The organism is Pseudomonas sp. MM213 (assembly GCF_020423045.1).
GTDB classification, from domain to species: domain Bacteria; phylum Pseudomonadota; class Gammaproteobacteria; order Pseudomonadales; family Pseudomonadaceae; genus Aquipseudomonas; species Aquipseudomonas migulae.
The window spans coordinates 3741103-3755105 of record NZ_CP081943.1 but is presented as its reverse complement, the minus strand read 5'-3'; the positions used below and the strand labels follow the sequence as shown (position 1 = coordinate 3755105).

Genomic DNA, 14003 nt, shown 5'->3' with positions numbered 1-14003 from the left:
GCTGGCGATGGCGTCGGTACCTTCAACGATGATGTTGCCTGACACATCGCTATCGCCAGCAAGCCGGCTCCTACAGGGGATTGTGTCCGGCCCGGATTACGGCGCAGCCGGCAGGAGGAAACGCGCAATCACCGGCAGGTGATCGGAGATCCGCAACGTATCGTCCTGTCGTACCGTCGCCTCGACCCGTTTGATCCGAGGGCTGTAAAACAGGTAATCGACGGTGCGGTCCGGGCCGTTCAGGCCTGGATCATTCGGGTAGTGCGTCAGCCAACGCGCTCGATCGATGCCGCTGGCTTCATTGTTGGTCGGGATCATCGGGTACTTGTCCCACAACAGGTGCAGCGCGCTGTCGGCGGAGTAGGGCGTGCGTTGTTCGGTGGGCAGGCGTCGATATTGCCCCAGCGGCAACAGGTTGAAGTCGCCGCCGATCAGCCACGGGGTGCCACGGCTTTCGTATTTGTCGAGGACTTTGGCCACCGCCGTCACCTGGGTCTGTAGCGTTTCGTCAGGTTGGGTGGCGCGGTCCAGATGGGTGTTGAGGACGGCCAACTGCCCGCCGTCACTCAACGGCAGGTAAGTGACCAGCAAGGCATTTTTCGGCTGGAACTGACGGCTGATGAAGTTAGTCGGCGCGACCGGCAGTTGCAGGCGTTCGGCGTGTTCGATCCGGTAGCGGCTGAGGGTTGCCAGTTGCCGGCCGACACTGCCGAAGATGTGCGGTTGCGGGACGAAGTCGGCTTTCCAGTCGAAGGCATGGGCGCTGCACGGATAGAGATCGGCGAGGCGTTCCTGAAGCAGTTTGAACTGGTTCTGGTAATCGCTGGCCTTGGCGCCGTCATCGAGCTCTTGCAGCAACACGAGGTCGGGTTGTTCGTCGCGAATCACCCGCGCCACTTCATCGAGGCTGAAGGCCATGTCTTCAGGCGTCGGTTTTTCGTCGTCGCCGGCGGCCAGGTCATTCCAGAACACATAGCGCTTACCCGCCAGGTACTGAACGTTCCAGGTCATCACCTTCAACGCCTGGCCGGGCACCAGTGTCGGTGCTTGAGCGTTGCAACTGACGGGCAAAACTTCCTTGGCTTCGGGGCGCCAGGTCAGGCTGTAGATCAGCAAGGCAATCAGGCCGATTGCTATCAACAGGCCCAGCAGGGTGTAGCGCAGTAGTCGGGTCATGGCTCGGCTTATAGCGTTACAAAAGATGGATCCGAGCATAACCGAGAGCCGGGCCGAAGCCCACGATCAGAGCGGCCGGTCGATTTTCTCGGGAACGTCGCTGATCAGCATGAACAAACGGAACAACACCACGCTGGTGAACAGTTGCAGGAAGCTGTGGGCGCTGTCGATCAGCAGGGAAATCACCGGGTTCTGCGGTTCCGGATACACATTGAGCGTCACACCCTTGAGCACCCACAACGGGCCCATCACACACAGGATGCACACCAGAATGCGCAGGAAATGACCGCGGGTCAGGCGCAGGCTTTCCTTCATTGCCGCCAGCGGCGCCAGGCCGCGCAGCACCAACAGGTATTCGCTGAACGCCAACGTCACCATCAGCCAGATGCCCGGCAGGAAGTACAACGACAGGCCGAGCAGGATCATCAAGGTATTGAGCGCCGTGAGCAGGGCGAAGCGCGGCCACAGGTACGCGGACCTCGCCAGCAGGTCACGGTTGCGCGGCGATTCGCCACGGCTGCGCGCGTCGAGAAACAGGATCAGGGCGGCGGTGTACAGCGGGTATACCAGCAGGCCGACGATCACGCTCACGCCGGGAAAGCTGTCCGGCACGGTGTTGTGGTCGACCACTTGTTGCAGCAGCGCTTCGAAAATCACCAGCGGCAGGCACAGCCGCACGATCTGGCTCAGATTGCGCTTGAAGAAATACAGCGAGTCACGCAGTACATCGAACGGATTCATCAGTCGGTATCGCAGGTTGAAAGCAGTGGCCCACTTTAACCGATGCAGCGCGTCGGGGCGCAAACGTAAACGTTCGGTAAAGGTCATTGAAACAACTTGTTTCAGCCTCCATTAAGGTCGAGCGCCGTATCCTCCCTGGAGAAGGTCAACGATTTCCCCGGCAATCTACGAGGTCGCCATGAACACCGAAGAGCAAACCCTGATCGATGGACTGTTTTCCCGGCTGCAACAGGCCGAAACGGACGCAGCCCCGCGCGATGCCCTGGCCGAGGCGCGGATCAAGGAACATCTGGCTCGCCAACCCGCGGCGGGCTACTTCATGACCCAGGCGATTCTGGTGCAAGAGGCAGCGATCAAGAGCCTCGACGCACAGAACAAGCAACTCACCGAGCAAATCCAGCAATTGCAGGCCGAACTGCAATCGGCCAAGTCCCAGGCACCTGCTCCGGCGCCGAGCAGCGGTGGGTTCCTGTCGAGCATTTTCGGTGGCAGTTCCCGTGAAACGCCTGCGCCAAGTGCACCGCCCTCCAGCGGCGGCTGGCGCGAGCCGGGACGGCCTTCGTTCAACGCGCAGCCGCCACAGCAGAATTTCGGTGCGCCGCCACCGCAGCAGAACTACGCGCCGCAACAGCCTGCGCCAGCGGTTGGCAGCGGTTTCCTCGGCGGCGCGCTGAAAACTGCCGCGGGTGTGGCGGGTGGCGTGATGCTGGCACAAGGCATCAGCAGCCTGTTCCATCACAACCAGCAGCCGGAAGTGGTGGAAGTGATCAAGGAAGAGCCGGCTCAGGTCAACGATCACAGCGGTGACAACGGCTGGGGCGATGACCAGCGCGTGGCTGACAACTCCCAAGACTATGCCGACACCGACTACAACGATGACAGTTCATCGTTCTTCGGCGGCGACGACGATTCCTTCGTCTGACACGCCATTCGTCCGGAGCGCTGCGGCGCTCCGGGCCGATTATTCGCGGAACAATCCTCCAGGCTGGCATACTGGGCAACTTTTCGGGCCCGGTGCCTGATCCCGCCTGCGCGAAAGAGGATGCACGGTGAAAAAAATTGCAGTGTTCGCCGACGTTCAAAACCTCTATTACACCGTGCGTCAGGCCTATGGTTGCCACTTCAACTACGCCGCGCTGTGGGCTGACATCAGCAAACAGGGCGATATCGTCGAAGCCTATGCCTATGCGATCGATCGCGGCGACAGCAAGCAGCAGCAGTTCCAGCAGATCCTGCGCAACCTCGGTTTCACCGTGAAGCTCAAACCCTACATCCAGCGCAGCGACGGCTCGGCCAAGGGCGACTGGGACGTGGGCATCACCCTCGACATCATGGACGCCGCCGATCATGTCGACGAAGTGGTGCTGGCCTCCGGCGACGGTGATTTCGACATGCTGCTGGAACGCATCATCGCCAAGCATGGCGTGCAAGCGGTGGCCTACGGCGTACCGGGCCTGACGGCCAACTCGCTGATCCGCGCCGCCAGCCGCTACGTGCCGATCGAAGGCGCGTTGCTGCTCAAGAATTGATTTTTACGGAGTTGAAACAGGTTTGGAACGCATAGCAGTCATCGACTTTGAAACCACCGGGATCTCCCCGAGCAGCAGCTGCCGGGCCACGGAAATTGCCGTGGTGATCCTTGAACAGGGGCGCATCGTCGAGCGTTACCAAAGCCTGATGAACGCCGGCGTACGCGTCCCGGCCTTCATCGAACAACTGACCGGCATCAGCAACGCCATGCTGCGCACCGCGCCATCGGCGGAACAGGTGATGAACGAGGTCAACGAATTTGTCGGCACCACGCCGCTGCTGGCGCACAACGCCGCGTTCGACCAGAAGTTCTGGGACTTTGAACTGGGGCGGATCAAGCGTACGCGGTTGCAGAATTTTGCCTGCTCGCTGCTACTGGCCCGTCGGTTGATGCCGGCGGCGCCGAATCACAAGCTCGGCACGCTCACCACCTTCGCCAGCCTGCCAAACACCGGTAAGGCTCACCGGGCCATGGCCGACGCCGAGATGGCGGCCAACCTGACGGCGCATCTGGCGCAGGAACTGCGGCAGAAGCATGGGTTGCGCGAGTTGTCCCATGATCTGCTGGTCAGCTTGCAGAAAGTCCCGGCGGCCAAAATCAATGAGCATCTCAAGCGCCATCGCGGGTTTTAAGTTCAGCGGTGTTCGGACGGGCCTCTTCGCGGGCAAGCCTCGCTCCTACGGGTACGATGAAATCCTGTAGGAGCGAGGCTTGCCCGCGAAGACGTCATCCGCATCACTACTTACCGTTCCCCTCCAACTGTCCCAACGGCACGCGCTTCTCTATCGCGCTCGACAACACAATCGACGTCTTGCTGAACCCGAACGTGGCAATCCGGTTGATCAGCTCTTCCAGTTCCGGCATCGAACCCACCGCCGCTTGCATGATCACGCATGGATCACCCGTCACCCGGTGGCATTCGGTTAGCTGTGGGATTTTGATCAGGTCGTCGTAGGCTTTCTGATTACCGTGCTGGTTCAGGCGCAGTTCGATCACGCACTGGATCGGCAAACCCAGCTTGGCCATGTCGACTTTCGCCTGATAACCGGTAATCACCCCGCTGGCCTCAAGTTTGGCCACGCGCTCGGCTACGGCCGGGGCGGACAGGTTCACTTTGCGTGCGAGGTCGGCGTAGGACGCACGACCGTTTTCCAGTAGGGCGCTGAGGAGCATGCGGTCGTATTTGTCCATGAGCGAATTCCTGAAAAATGGCTGACTTTCGAAAGCACGGTTTATAGCGCTGATCTCCGTGATTTGAAAAGTGTACCGGCGCTATAAACAGGTTTTGTAACTTATTTTCTGCTGTTCGCCTTTCTAGAATAGCTGTTCATTTGTCCTTGCCTGCGAGCTGCCCCCCATGCCTGGCCTCCGTCGTTTTCCCTTGCCGTTGATCGCTGCCTTTTTCGCCTTGTACGTGATTTGGGGCTCGACTTACCTGGTGATCCGCATCGGCGTGGAGTATTGGCCGCCCTTGTTGCTCGCCGGTATTCGCTTCGTCATTGCTGGCACGTTGATGTACGCCTTCCTGCGCTGGCGCGGGGCGCCGGCACCGACGTGGGCGCAGTGGAAAGCGGCGGGGATCATCGGGATTTTGCTGTTGGCGTGCGGTAACGGCGGGGTCAGTGTGGCGGAACACATGGGCGTCGCTTCCGGCGTCGCGGCATTGGCGGTGGCGACGGTGCCGTTGTTTACCTTGCTCTGCGGCTATTTCTGGGGTGCGCGTAATACCCGTCTCGAATGGGCGGGGATTGTGCTCGGGTTGATCGGCATCGCCATGCTCAACCTCGGTTCCAACCTGCAATCGAGCCCGCTGGGTGCGATGTTGCTGATCTTTGCGGCGGCGGCCTGGGCGTTCGGTTCAGTCTGGAGCAAACACTTGCCGTTGCCCCAGGGCGCGATGGCCAGTGCCGTGGAAATGCTGGAGGGCGGCGTGGCGTTGCTGATCGGCAGTGCGATGAGTGGTGAACATCTGGAAGCCATGCCACCGATTGAAGGGTGGGCGGCGCTGGCCTATCTGACCTTCTTCGGTTCGATCATCGCCTTCAACGCCTACATGTACCTGTTGAAAAACGTGCGTCCGGCAGCGGCCACCAGCTATGCCTACGTCAACCCGGCGGTGGCGGTGTTGCTGGGGATCGTGTTTGTCGGCGAGACCATCGGCATCGAAGAAGCCTTGGCCATGCTGGTGATCATCAGTGCCGTGGTGTTGATCGGTTTGCCGCAGTGGCGCCGGGCGCCGGAACGACCTGCTGCGGTGGTGCAGACAGAATCGAGTGTGAATTAGGGTAAACTGCGCGCCATTGCACATTTGTTCTGCACAACCGCGCTGAATTTTCCTACGGTAATCCCATGACTTTCGCCACCCTTGGCCTGATCGAACCCTTGCTGCGCTCTCTCGAGACGCTCGGCTACCAGACCCCGACGCCGGTTCAGGCGCAAGCCATTCCGGCGGTGCTGGCCGGTCGCGACCTGATGGCCGCCGCCCAGACCGGCACCGGCAAGACCGCCGGTTTCGCGCTGCCGCTGCTGCAATTGCTGGCCATGGAAGGGCCGAAAGTCACCGCCAACTCGGTGCGCGCATTGATTCTGGTGCCGACCCGCGAACTGGCCGAGCAGGTTCACGAAGCCGTGCGTCAGTACGCTGAGAACCTGCCACTGAGCACTTATGCGGTGTATGGCGGCGTCAGCATCAACCCGCAAATGATGAAGTTGCGCAAAGGCGTCGACCTGTTGGTGGCGACGCCGGGCCGTCTGCTCGACCTGTTCCGCCAGAACGCGCTGAAGTTCAACCAGTTGCAAACCCTGGTGCTCGACGAAGCCGACCGCATGCTCGACCTGGGTTTTTCCGAGGAGCTGGGGAACATTTACCGCGTGCTGCCGAAGAAACGTCAGACACTGCTGTTCTCCGCGACCTTCTCCGATGCGATTCGCCTGCTGGCCGGGCAAATGCTCAATGATCCGCTGAGCATCGAAGTCAGCCCGCGTAACGTTGCCGCCAACACCGTTAAACAGTGGGTGGTGACGGTGGACAAGAAGCGCAAGCCGGAGCTGTTCATCCACCTGCTGCGCAAGGGCAAGTGGAAGCAGGTGCTGGTATTCGCCAAGACCCGTAATGGCGTGGACGCGCTGGTGGAAAAACTCCAGGGCCTGGGCATCAACGCCGACGGCATCCATGGCGACAAACCTCAGGCTACGCGTCAACGTGCGCTGGACCGTTTCAAGGCCAGTGAAGTGCAGATCCTGGTGGCCACCGATGTCGCGGCCCGTGGTCTGGACATTGAAGATTTGCCATTGGTGGTCAATTTCGACCTGCCGATTGTGGCGGAAGACTACATCCACCGGATCGGTCGTACCGGCCGTGCGGGTGCCACCGGGCAGGCCATTTCGTTGGTCTGCGCCGATGAAGTGAATTTGCTGTCGGCCATTGAGACGTTGACGCGTCAGACGTTGCCTCGGCAGATGGAACACGATTTCGAACCTGAGCACCGTGTGCCGGACACTGATGCCAGCGGCCAGGTGGTGAAGAAACCGAAAAAACCGAAGAAGCCGAAGACGTCCAGCGGCGGTAAGCGCAATTTGGGTAAATGGGTCGAGAGCGGGGATGCTTCGGCGCCGGAGCCTTCGATCAAGCCTGTGCGTAAGGTGCCGGTGTTTAATACTGGGCCGCGTAAGCGTAAGCCTTGATTGATTGCGGCGGCTGTTAGGCCGCCTTCGCGGGCAAGCCTCGCTCCTACAGAATTTACGTCGAACCTGTAGGAGCGAGGCTTGCCCGCGAAGGGCGCAACTCGGTCTCAAGCCTTGCGCTTGAGCCACTCCACCATCCCCAACCCCGCTGCTCGCCCACTGGCAAAACACGCGGTCAGCAGATAACCGCCGGTCGGCGCTTCCCAATCCAGCATTTCCCCCGCGCAGAACACGCCAGGCAACTGCTTGAGCATCAAACGTTCATCCATCGCCTCGAACATCACGCCACCGGCAGTGCTGATGGCCTCGTCCAGTGGACGGGTTTTCATCAATGTCAGCGGCAGCGCCTTGATCGCTTTAGCCAACAACGCCGGATCGGCGAAGCATTCTGCCGGCGTCAATTCGCGCAGCAGTGCCGCTTTCACGCCATCTATCCCGAGCTGACTGTGCAGATGTTTGGACATTGAACGAGACCCGCGCGGTTTGCTCAGTGCCGCCTGAACTTTATCCACAGGCCGGCCCGGCAACAGGTCGAGGTGAATGGTCGCCGAGCCATGCTGATTGATCGCTTCGCGGATGGGCGCCGACAGGGCGTAGATCAAACTGCCTTCAATCCCGGTGGCCGTAATCACACATTCGCCGAGCCGAGGGATGTCGTCATTGAGTCCGATAGCGATATTTTTCAGCGGCGCGCCGGCGAATTTGCTGACCATCAATTCGCTCCAGGCCTGCACCTCGAAGCCGCAATTGCTGGGCTGCAGCGGCGCCAGTCCTACGCCGTGCTGCTCCAGTGGCAGCATCCATGCGCCATCCGACCCCAGGCGCGACCAGCTTCCGCCACCGAGGGCCAGCAGGGTTGCTTCGGGCTTCAGGGTTTTTTCACCCTCAGGACTTTCAACACGCAAACCACCGTTGTTATCCCAGCCGAGCCAACGATGGCGGGTGTGGATAACTACGCCGGCCTCTCGCAGGCGTTTGAGCCAGGCGCGCAACAGCGGCGCGGCCTTCATGTCGGTCGGAAAGACCCGGCCGGAGCTGCCGACAAAGGTTTCGATGCCCAGGTCATGAATCCACTGGCACAGCGCCTCGGCACCAAAGGCTCGCAGCAGCGGTGCGATATGCGGTGCGCGCTCGGCGTAGCGTGAGAGGAATGCCGGATAGGCTTCGGAATGGGTGATGTTCATGCCGCCTACGCCCGCGAGGAGAAATTTCCTGCCTACGGAAGGCATGCCGTCGTACAGATCGACCTTGATCCCTGCCTGGCTCAACACTTCGGCGGCCATCAGGCCGGCGGGGCCGCCGCCGATGATGGCGACTTTAGGGGGGAGGGCGGCGGAAGATTGGGTCATGGAATGCGCTGCGGTTCGGCGGAATAAGCCGGGCATTCTACCAGCCCAAATCCCTGTGGGAGCGAGCCTGCTCGCGAAAGCGGTGGTTCAGTCGACATCAATGTGACTGTTCAATTGCTTTCGCGAGCAGGCTCGCTCCCACAGGGGATTTATGTCGGGTTGAAGAGTTGGTTAAAAAACAACCACCCCTTTGCAGGCTATATGCAGCATGGCCTGTAGGCCCTTTCGCTCAGGTTATCCACAGGCAGTTCCACAGGCATTGTGGGTAAAGGCGCACACCTCAATGACAACCTGATGACGCCCACACCCGCTGTGCGCTGTGATGCAGGATGCCGTGCCGCCGCGCCAGCGCCTTGCGGTCCTTGCTGTAGCCGCCGCCAATCACCCCGACCACCGGAATATCTCGCCCGAGGCAATGGCGCATCACGCTTTCATCCCGAGCGGCCACGCCTTCGTCTGTCAGCTTCAGGTAACCGAGCGCGTCGTCCTTATGCACATCGACACCGGCGTCATACAGCACCAGGTCCGGTTGATAGAGCGGCAGCAAATAATTCAGCGCGTCGTCGACGACCTTCAGGTATTCGGCATCGCCCATGCCCTTGGGCAGCGGGATGTCCCAGTCACTTTCGGCCTTGCGTGCAGGAAAGTTCTTCTCGCAGTGCAGGGAAACGGTCACCGCGTCCGGGGTGTTGTGCAGAATCCGTGCAGTCCCGTCGCCCTGATGCACGTCGCAATCGAAGATCAGCACCCGATTCACACGACCGCTTTCCAGCAGGTAATGGCTGATCACCGCCAGGTCGTTAAAGATGCAGAACCCCGCCGGGTAATCGTAATGCGCGTGATGCGTGCCGCCGGCCAAGTGACAGGCCAATCCATGTTCCAGCGCCTGTTCTGCCGCCAGTAGCGAACCGCCGACCGCCCGCACCGTGCGCCGGGCCAGGGCTTCGTTCCACGGCAGGCCGAGGCGCCGCTGGTCTTCGCGGGACAACTCGCCGCTCATGTAGCGTTCGATATAGGCAGCGTCATGTGCGAGGGCGAGAATTTCCGGCGGGCAGAGTTCCGGGCGCAGCAGGTCGGCGTCCCGGGTCAGCCCGCTGTCCACCAGGTGATCGCGCAGCAGGCGAAACTTGTCCATGGGGAAGCGGTGGTCCGCCGGGAACTCGGGGCTGTAGTCTTCGTGGTAGATCAGTGGCAGCGGCATGACGGGCTTTTATGAGTACGGCGTGTAGGAATGAGTGAACGATCCTACCAGCGATGTAGACTTGCGGCATGGAAACGGAGGGGCACGATGGAGCCGATACTGGAACTCGAGAGCGCGCGACTGCTGTTGCGGCAGTGGCGTGACGAGGATTTGCCGGCGTTTGCGGCGATGTGCGCCGATCCACAGGTGATGCGCTATTTTCCGGCGCCCTTGAGTCGACTGGAAAGTGCTTCGCTGATCGGGCGGATTCGTGGGCATTTCGCCGAGCATGGTTTTGGTCTCTGGGCGCTGGAGCGCAAGGACACCGGTGCATTCATCGGTTTTACCGGGCTCGGCGTGGTCGGTTTTGATGCGCCTTTCACGCCGGCCATCGAGATCGGCTGGCGCCTGGCCCGCGAACACTGGGGCTTGGGTTACGCCAGTGAGGCGGCGTGGACCGCTCTGCGCTGCGGGTTTGACCGGGTGGCGCTGCAAGAGGTCGTGTCCTTCACCACGGAAACCAACACGCCATCGCAGAAAGTCATGCAGGCCATCGGTATGCACCATGATTCAGCCGGTGACTTCGACCACCCGAAACTCGCGGTCGATCATCCTCTGCGTCACCATGTGCTGTACCGCATCACCCGTGAGCAATGGCTGCAAACCTTGCATGGATAAGACGGCCCGGACGTTTACAATGGCGCCAATGATGGCCCTGGCCGGAAACTGAATCGACCGCCGCAGCCAAGACTGCGCGGCATTGCGATGTGTGAGGAGAGTCTGAATGAGCCAAGTGTTGGATGATCTGGTCGATTTGCTGACCCTGGAACCGATCGAAGAAAACCTGTTCCGTGGCCGCAGCCAGGACCTGGGCTTTCGTCAGTTGTTCGGCGGCCAGGTGATCGGTCAATCCCTGTCGGCGGCCAGCCAGACGGTCGAAGTCGCGCGTCATGTGCATTCGATGCACGGTTATTTCCTGCGTCCGGGCGATTCCACGTTGCCCGTGGTGTATCAGGTTGATCGGGTTCGCGACGGCGGCAGTTTCAGCACGCGTCGGGTCACGGCGATCCAGAAGGGCAACCCGATCTTTACGTGCAGCGCGTCGTTCCAATATGACGAAAAAGGCTTCGAGCATCAGGGCCAGATGCCGACGGTGGTCGGGCCGGAAAACCTGCCCTCGGAACTGGAGCTGACCCATCAGCGCGCGCACCTGATCCCCGAGCACATGCGTGAAAAACTGCTGTGCCCGAAGCCGATCGAATTCCGCCCGGTCACCGAGAAAGATCCCTACAACCCGCAGCCATCCGACCCGGTCAAGTACGTCTGGTTTCGCGCCGACGGCGCGCTGGCCGACTCCCCGGCGCTGCACAAATACCTGCTGGCCTACGCGTCGGACTTCAATCTGCTGACCACCTCGATGTTGCCCCATGGCAAGTCGGTCTGGCAGAAAGACATGCAGGTCGCCAGTCTCGATCACGCGCTGTGGTTCCATGCGGATCTGCGTGCCGATGACTGGTTGCTGTACGCGATGGACAGCCCGTGGGCCGGCAATTCCCGTGGGTTCAGCCGTGGCAGCGTGTTCAATCGCGCCGGGCAACTGGTGGCGTCGGTCACTCAGGAAGGCCTGATCCGTCACCGCAAGGATTGGGCATGAGCCTGGCCGAGGTGCGGCACTGGGTGTTCGACATGGACGGCACCCTGACGGTGGCCGTGCATGACTTCGCGGCAATTCGCGTGGCGCTGGCGATCCCGGCCGAAGACGACATCCTGACCCACCTCGCCGCGCTGCCGGCTGCTGAAGCCGCGGCCAAACATGCATGGTTGCTGGAGCATGAACGGGATCTGGCGCTGGGTTCGAAACCGGCGCCGGGTGCTGTGGAACTGGTGCGCGAGTTGGCGGGGCGCGGTTATCGCCTGGGCATTCTTACGCGCAATGCTCGGGAGTTGGCGCATGTGACGCTGGAGGCCATTGGCCTGGCGGACTGCTTCGCGGTGGAGGATGTGCTGGGGCGTGATGAAGCGCCGCCCAAGCCGCACCCCGGTGGTTTGTTGAAATTGGCCGAGGCCTGGAACGTGCCGGCGAGCGAGATGGTGATGGTCGGTGATTACCGGTTTGATCTGGATTGCGGGCGGGCGGCGGGGGCGCGGACGGTGTTGGTGAACTTGCCGGATAACCCGTGGCCTGAATTGACGGATTGGCATGCGGCGGATTGCGTGGCGTTGCGGGAAATGTTGTTGGCTTGAGGGACCCTTCGCGGGCAAGCCTCGCTCCTACAGAGTTACACGTAGGAGCGAGCGGTGCGGCGACCCGACTTGCCCGCGAAGGCGTCATCACTGCCCGAACAACACTTTCTGCCCCTCCGGCGACGTAAACATCCCATCCCCGTTATGCCCAACCCCGGGCACTTCGATCAATTGCTGATTCAATCCTTGCGGATGGCTGCGCTTCAAAAACTCAAAATAATTGCGCCCGCGAATCAATCGATTAGCGCCCTGGGCTTTCGCCTCACAACTTTTATCCAGCGCCGGATGGTTCGGATCAATGTCCTGCTGCCCCAGTAGATAAACGATGTCACGCTGAACGTAGTTTTCCTCCAGTTGTGCGGGTTTTTGTCCTTCTGCGTAAGCAGGCAAATCTGACAGGCCGTACTTCCAGCGATTGAACGCCGGGCAGCCGGCGTGACTGAACGCCACTGGCCGCCGCTCATCGAAATACGCGTAGGAAGACGGGTTGGCGATGACGTAGCGCACGTGCACGCCCGCCGCCTTGAGCTCCGGTTGATCGTGACTCAACAACGCATAACGTTGAACCACCTGAGCACCGCCCGAGTGGCCCGCGATGACGACATCCTTCACGTCCGGAAACTGTCGACGATCGCCGAGCCGGGCGATGATCTGGTCGAGCGCCGCGTAGGAACTCAGGGCAAACGGAGCGGTGGATAAACCGCCGGCCATCCAGTCATTGCCTTGCCAACGCAACACGGTGTCGGCGACTGGATGGAGTGCTACGTCGGTTTCATTGAGAAACTGCGGAGCGATCACCAACGTGTTGGCGCTTTGCCCGGCTTGCTCTGCCGCCCGCTCGGCACTCTGGCGGTAGGTTTCAGCATTGCGTAACCGACCGTGGATGATGATCAGCACGCGCTCGATTTTCGCCGGCGCCGGGCCGATGCCCACCGCTATCTCACCTTCTTTCAACAAGAGTCGGCCGGGGCTGATCTCCTTGACCCCATGCTCGTCAGCCTGGGTACAGGTGCAAGTAAACAACAACATCAACAACCACTTTTTCATTTACAGATTTTTCGCCGCAAAGGTATCGCACTGGCCCACCTGGCCTTGCGCAAATCCGGTTTTGAACCAGCGCACCCTTTGCGCCGACGTGCCATGGGTAAACGAGTCCGGCACCACGCGACCCTGGCCTTGCTGCTGCAAGCGGTCGTCGCCGATGGCGTTGGCGGCATTCAAGGCTTCTTCGATGTCGCCCGGCTCCAGCCAGTTCAGGCGTTGCTGTGCATTGTTGGCCCAGACACCCGCGAGGCAATCCGCTTGCAGTTCCTGGCGCACCAGCAAGCCACCGTCGCCTTCCATTTGCCGGCCTTGCTGACGGGCGGCCTGAATTTTCGCGGAAACGCCGAGCAAGGTCTGAACATGGTGTCCGACTTCGTGAGCGATCACGTAGGCCTGAGCGAAATCACCCGCAGCGGCAAAGCGTTGCGACATTTCCTGGAAGAAACTCATGTCCAGGTAAACCTTCTGGTCTGCTGGGCAATAGAACGGACCGGTCGCCGAGGTGGCCAGGCCGCACGCCGAGTTCACCCGGTTGCTGAACAGCACCAGCGTAGGATCTTTATACTGCCGCCCGGCCTGCTGGAAAATCTGGCCCCAGGTGTCTTCGGTGTCACCGAGGATCGAACGGACGAATTCCGCTCCTTCATCATTGGCTGGCGGTGCCTTGCGGGTTTGCGTCGGTGCCGGTGCCGATTGCTCGGTCATCTGCCCGGTGAGTTGGCCGAGGATCTGCAAAGGGTCCTGGCCGGTGATCCAGCCGATCCCGACAATCAGAATGATCGCGGTCAGGCTCAGGCCCTTGCCGCCACCAAAACGCATCCCGCCGCCACCACCGCCGACATCATCACCACGGGCATCGACCACGTTGTCGCTGCGTCGGCCTTTTTTCCATAGCATGTGGGAATCCTCTGATTATCGTGGGGATGAGTGTTGCTGGTGAGTGGGAGCGGCGCCAGTCCGGTCGTCCGGCTTTTATGCGGGCGGGAGCATTACTGAGTGTATTGAACATGGATAGCCCATCGAATTCCGTCAGGTGATGGGTTTTTTATGACGT

15 protein-coding genes are annotated in these 14003 nt (G+C 60.8%); 8 read left to right on the top strand and 7 right to left on the bottom strand.

Annotation, left to right across the window (positions count from 1 at the left end):
- Positions 1-96 precede the first annotated feature (96 nt).
- Together K5R88_RS17055 and K5R88_RS17050 are read right to left on the bottom strand one after the other, a co-directional pair.
- Positions 97-1176: an endonuclease/exonuclease/phosphatase family protein gene (locus K5R88_RS17055; RefSeq protein WP_226298091.1), complete on the bottom strand. Its 1080-nt coding sequence runs from the start codon at positions 1174-1176 to the stop codon at positions 97-99.
- 66 nt (positions 1177-1242) lie between these two features.
- Entirely contained in the window at positions 1243-1917 is a 675-nt protein-coding gene (locus K5R88_RS17050) for a YciC family protein (protein WP_032828940.1), read from the bottom strand.
- Positions 1918-2095: 178 nt separating this feature from the next.
- On the opposite strand from K5R88_RS17050, the gene K5R88_RS17045 reads away from it, so the two are divergent.
- The 3 genes from K5R88_RS17045 to K5R88_RS17035 all read left to right on the top strand — a co-directional run bounded on the left by K5R88_RS17045 (position 2096) and on the right by K5R88_RS17035 (position 4080).
- Positions 2096-2839 carry a DUF2076 domain-containing protein gene (locus tag K5R88_RS17045; RefSeq protein WP_226298090.1) on the top strand — a complete coding sequence of 248 codons (744 nt, stop codon included), beginning with the start codon at positions 2096-2098 and terminating at the stop codon, positions 2837-2839.
- 127 nt (positions 2840-2966) lie between these two features.
- Positions 2967-3446, top strand: a complete 480-nt coding sequence (locus K5R88_RS17040; protein ID WP_008031749.1) for a LabA-like NYN domain-containing protein — start codon at positions 2967-2969, stop codon at positions 3444-3446.
- Between the two features lie 22 nt (positions 3447-3468).
- A complete protein-coding gene (locus K5R88_RS17035) occupies positions 3469-4080 on the top strand; it encodes a 3'-5' exonuclease (RefSeq protein ID WP_008031746.1) in 612 nt (203 codons plus the stop codon).
- A gap of 106 nt (positions 4081-4186) precedes the next feature.
- Here K5R88_RS17035 and K5R88_RS17030 read toward each other — a convergent pair whose 3' ends face one another.
- Positions 4187-4639: an Lrp/AsnC family transcriptional regulator gene (locus K5R88_RS17030; RefSeq protein ID WP_008041273.1), complete on the bottom strand. Its 453-nt coding sequence runs from the start codon at positions 4637-4639 to the stop codon at positions 4187-4189.
- 166 nt (positions 4640-4805) lie between these two features.
- Here K5R88_RS17030 and yedA point away from each other — a divergent pair, with 166 nt between their 5' ends.
- Both yedA and K5R88_RS17020 read left to right on the top strand, forming a co-directional pair.
- The gene (yedA, locus tag K5R88_RS17025; RefSeq protein WP_226298089.1) at positions 4806-5732 is read left to right on the top strand and encodes a drug/metabolite exporter YedA; all 927 of its coding nucleotides are present in this window, start codon (positions 4806-4808) and stop codon (positions 5730-5732) included.
- 65 nt (positions 5733-5797) lie between these two features.
- On the top strand, positions 5798-7132 hold the full coding sequence (locus K5R88_RS17020; RefSeq protein ID WP_008031738.1) for a DEAD/DEAH box helicase: 1335 nt from the start codon (positions 5798-5800) through the stop codon (positions 7130-7132).
- A gap of 107 nt (positions 7133-7239) precedes the next feature.
- Here K5R88_RS17020 and K5R88_RS17015 read toward each other — a convergent pair whose 3' ends face one another.
- Positions 7240-8481: a TIGR03862 family flavoprotein gene (locus K5R88_RS17015; RefSeq protein WP_226298088.1), complete on the bottom strand. Its 1242-nt coding sequence runs from the start codon at positions 8479-8481 to the stop codon at positions 7240-7242.
- 280 nt (positions 8482-8761) lie between these two features.
- Positions 8762-9682, bottom strand: coding sequence for a histone deacetylase family protein (locus K5R88_RS17010; protein ID WP_226298087.1), 921 nt, complete (start codon positions 9680-9682; stop codon positions 8762-8764).
- 87 nt (positions 9683-9769) lie between these two features.
- Here K5R88_RS17010 and K5R88_RS17005 point away from each other — a divergent pair, with 87 nt between their 5' ends.
- The 3 genes from K5R88_RS17005 (at position 9770) to K5R88_RS16995 (ending at position 11905) form a co-directional block, all read left to right on the top strand.
- Positions 9770-10339, top strand: a complete 570-nt coding sequence (locus K5R88_RS17005; RefSeq protein WP_008041912.1) for a GNAT family N-acetyltransferase — start codon at positions 9770-9772, stop codon at positions 10337-10339.
- 106 nt (positions 10340-10445) lie between these two features.
- The gene (tesB, locus tag K5R88_RS17000) at positions 10446-11315 is read left to right on the top strand and encodes an acyl-CoA thioesterase II (RefSeq protein ID WP_008031730.1); all 870 of its coding nucleotides are present in this window, start codon (positions 10446-10448) and stop codon (positions 11313-11315) included.
- The gene (locus tag K5R88_RS16995; RefSeq protein WP_008041913.1) at positions 11312-11905 is read left to right on the top strand and encodes an HAD family hydrolase; all 594 of its coding nucleotides are present in this window, start codon (positions 11312-11314) and stop codon (positions 11903-11905) included. The genes tesB and K5R88_RS16995 overlap by 4 nt, the downstream gene beginning before the upstream one ends.
- An 87-nt stretch (positions 11906-11992) precedes the next feature.
- Here the strand turns inward: K5R88_RS16995 and K5R88_RS16990 are convergent, their stop codons facing one another.
- Positions 11993-12952, bottom strand: coding sequence for an alpha/beta hydrolase (locus K5R88_RS16990; protein WP_226298086.1), 960 nt, complete (start codon positions 12950-12952; stop codon positions 11993-11995).
- Positions 12953-13846, bottom strand: coding sequence for a KPN_02809 family neutral zinc metallopeptidase (ypfJ, locus tag K5R88_RS16985; RefSeq protein ID WP_008028943.1), 894 nt, complete (start codon positions 13844-13846; stop codon positions 12953-12955).
- Between the last annotated feature and the right edge of the window lie 157 nt (positions 13847-14003).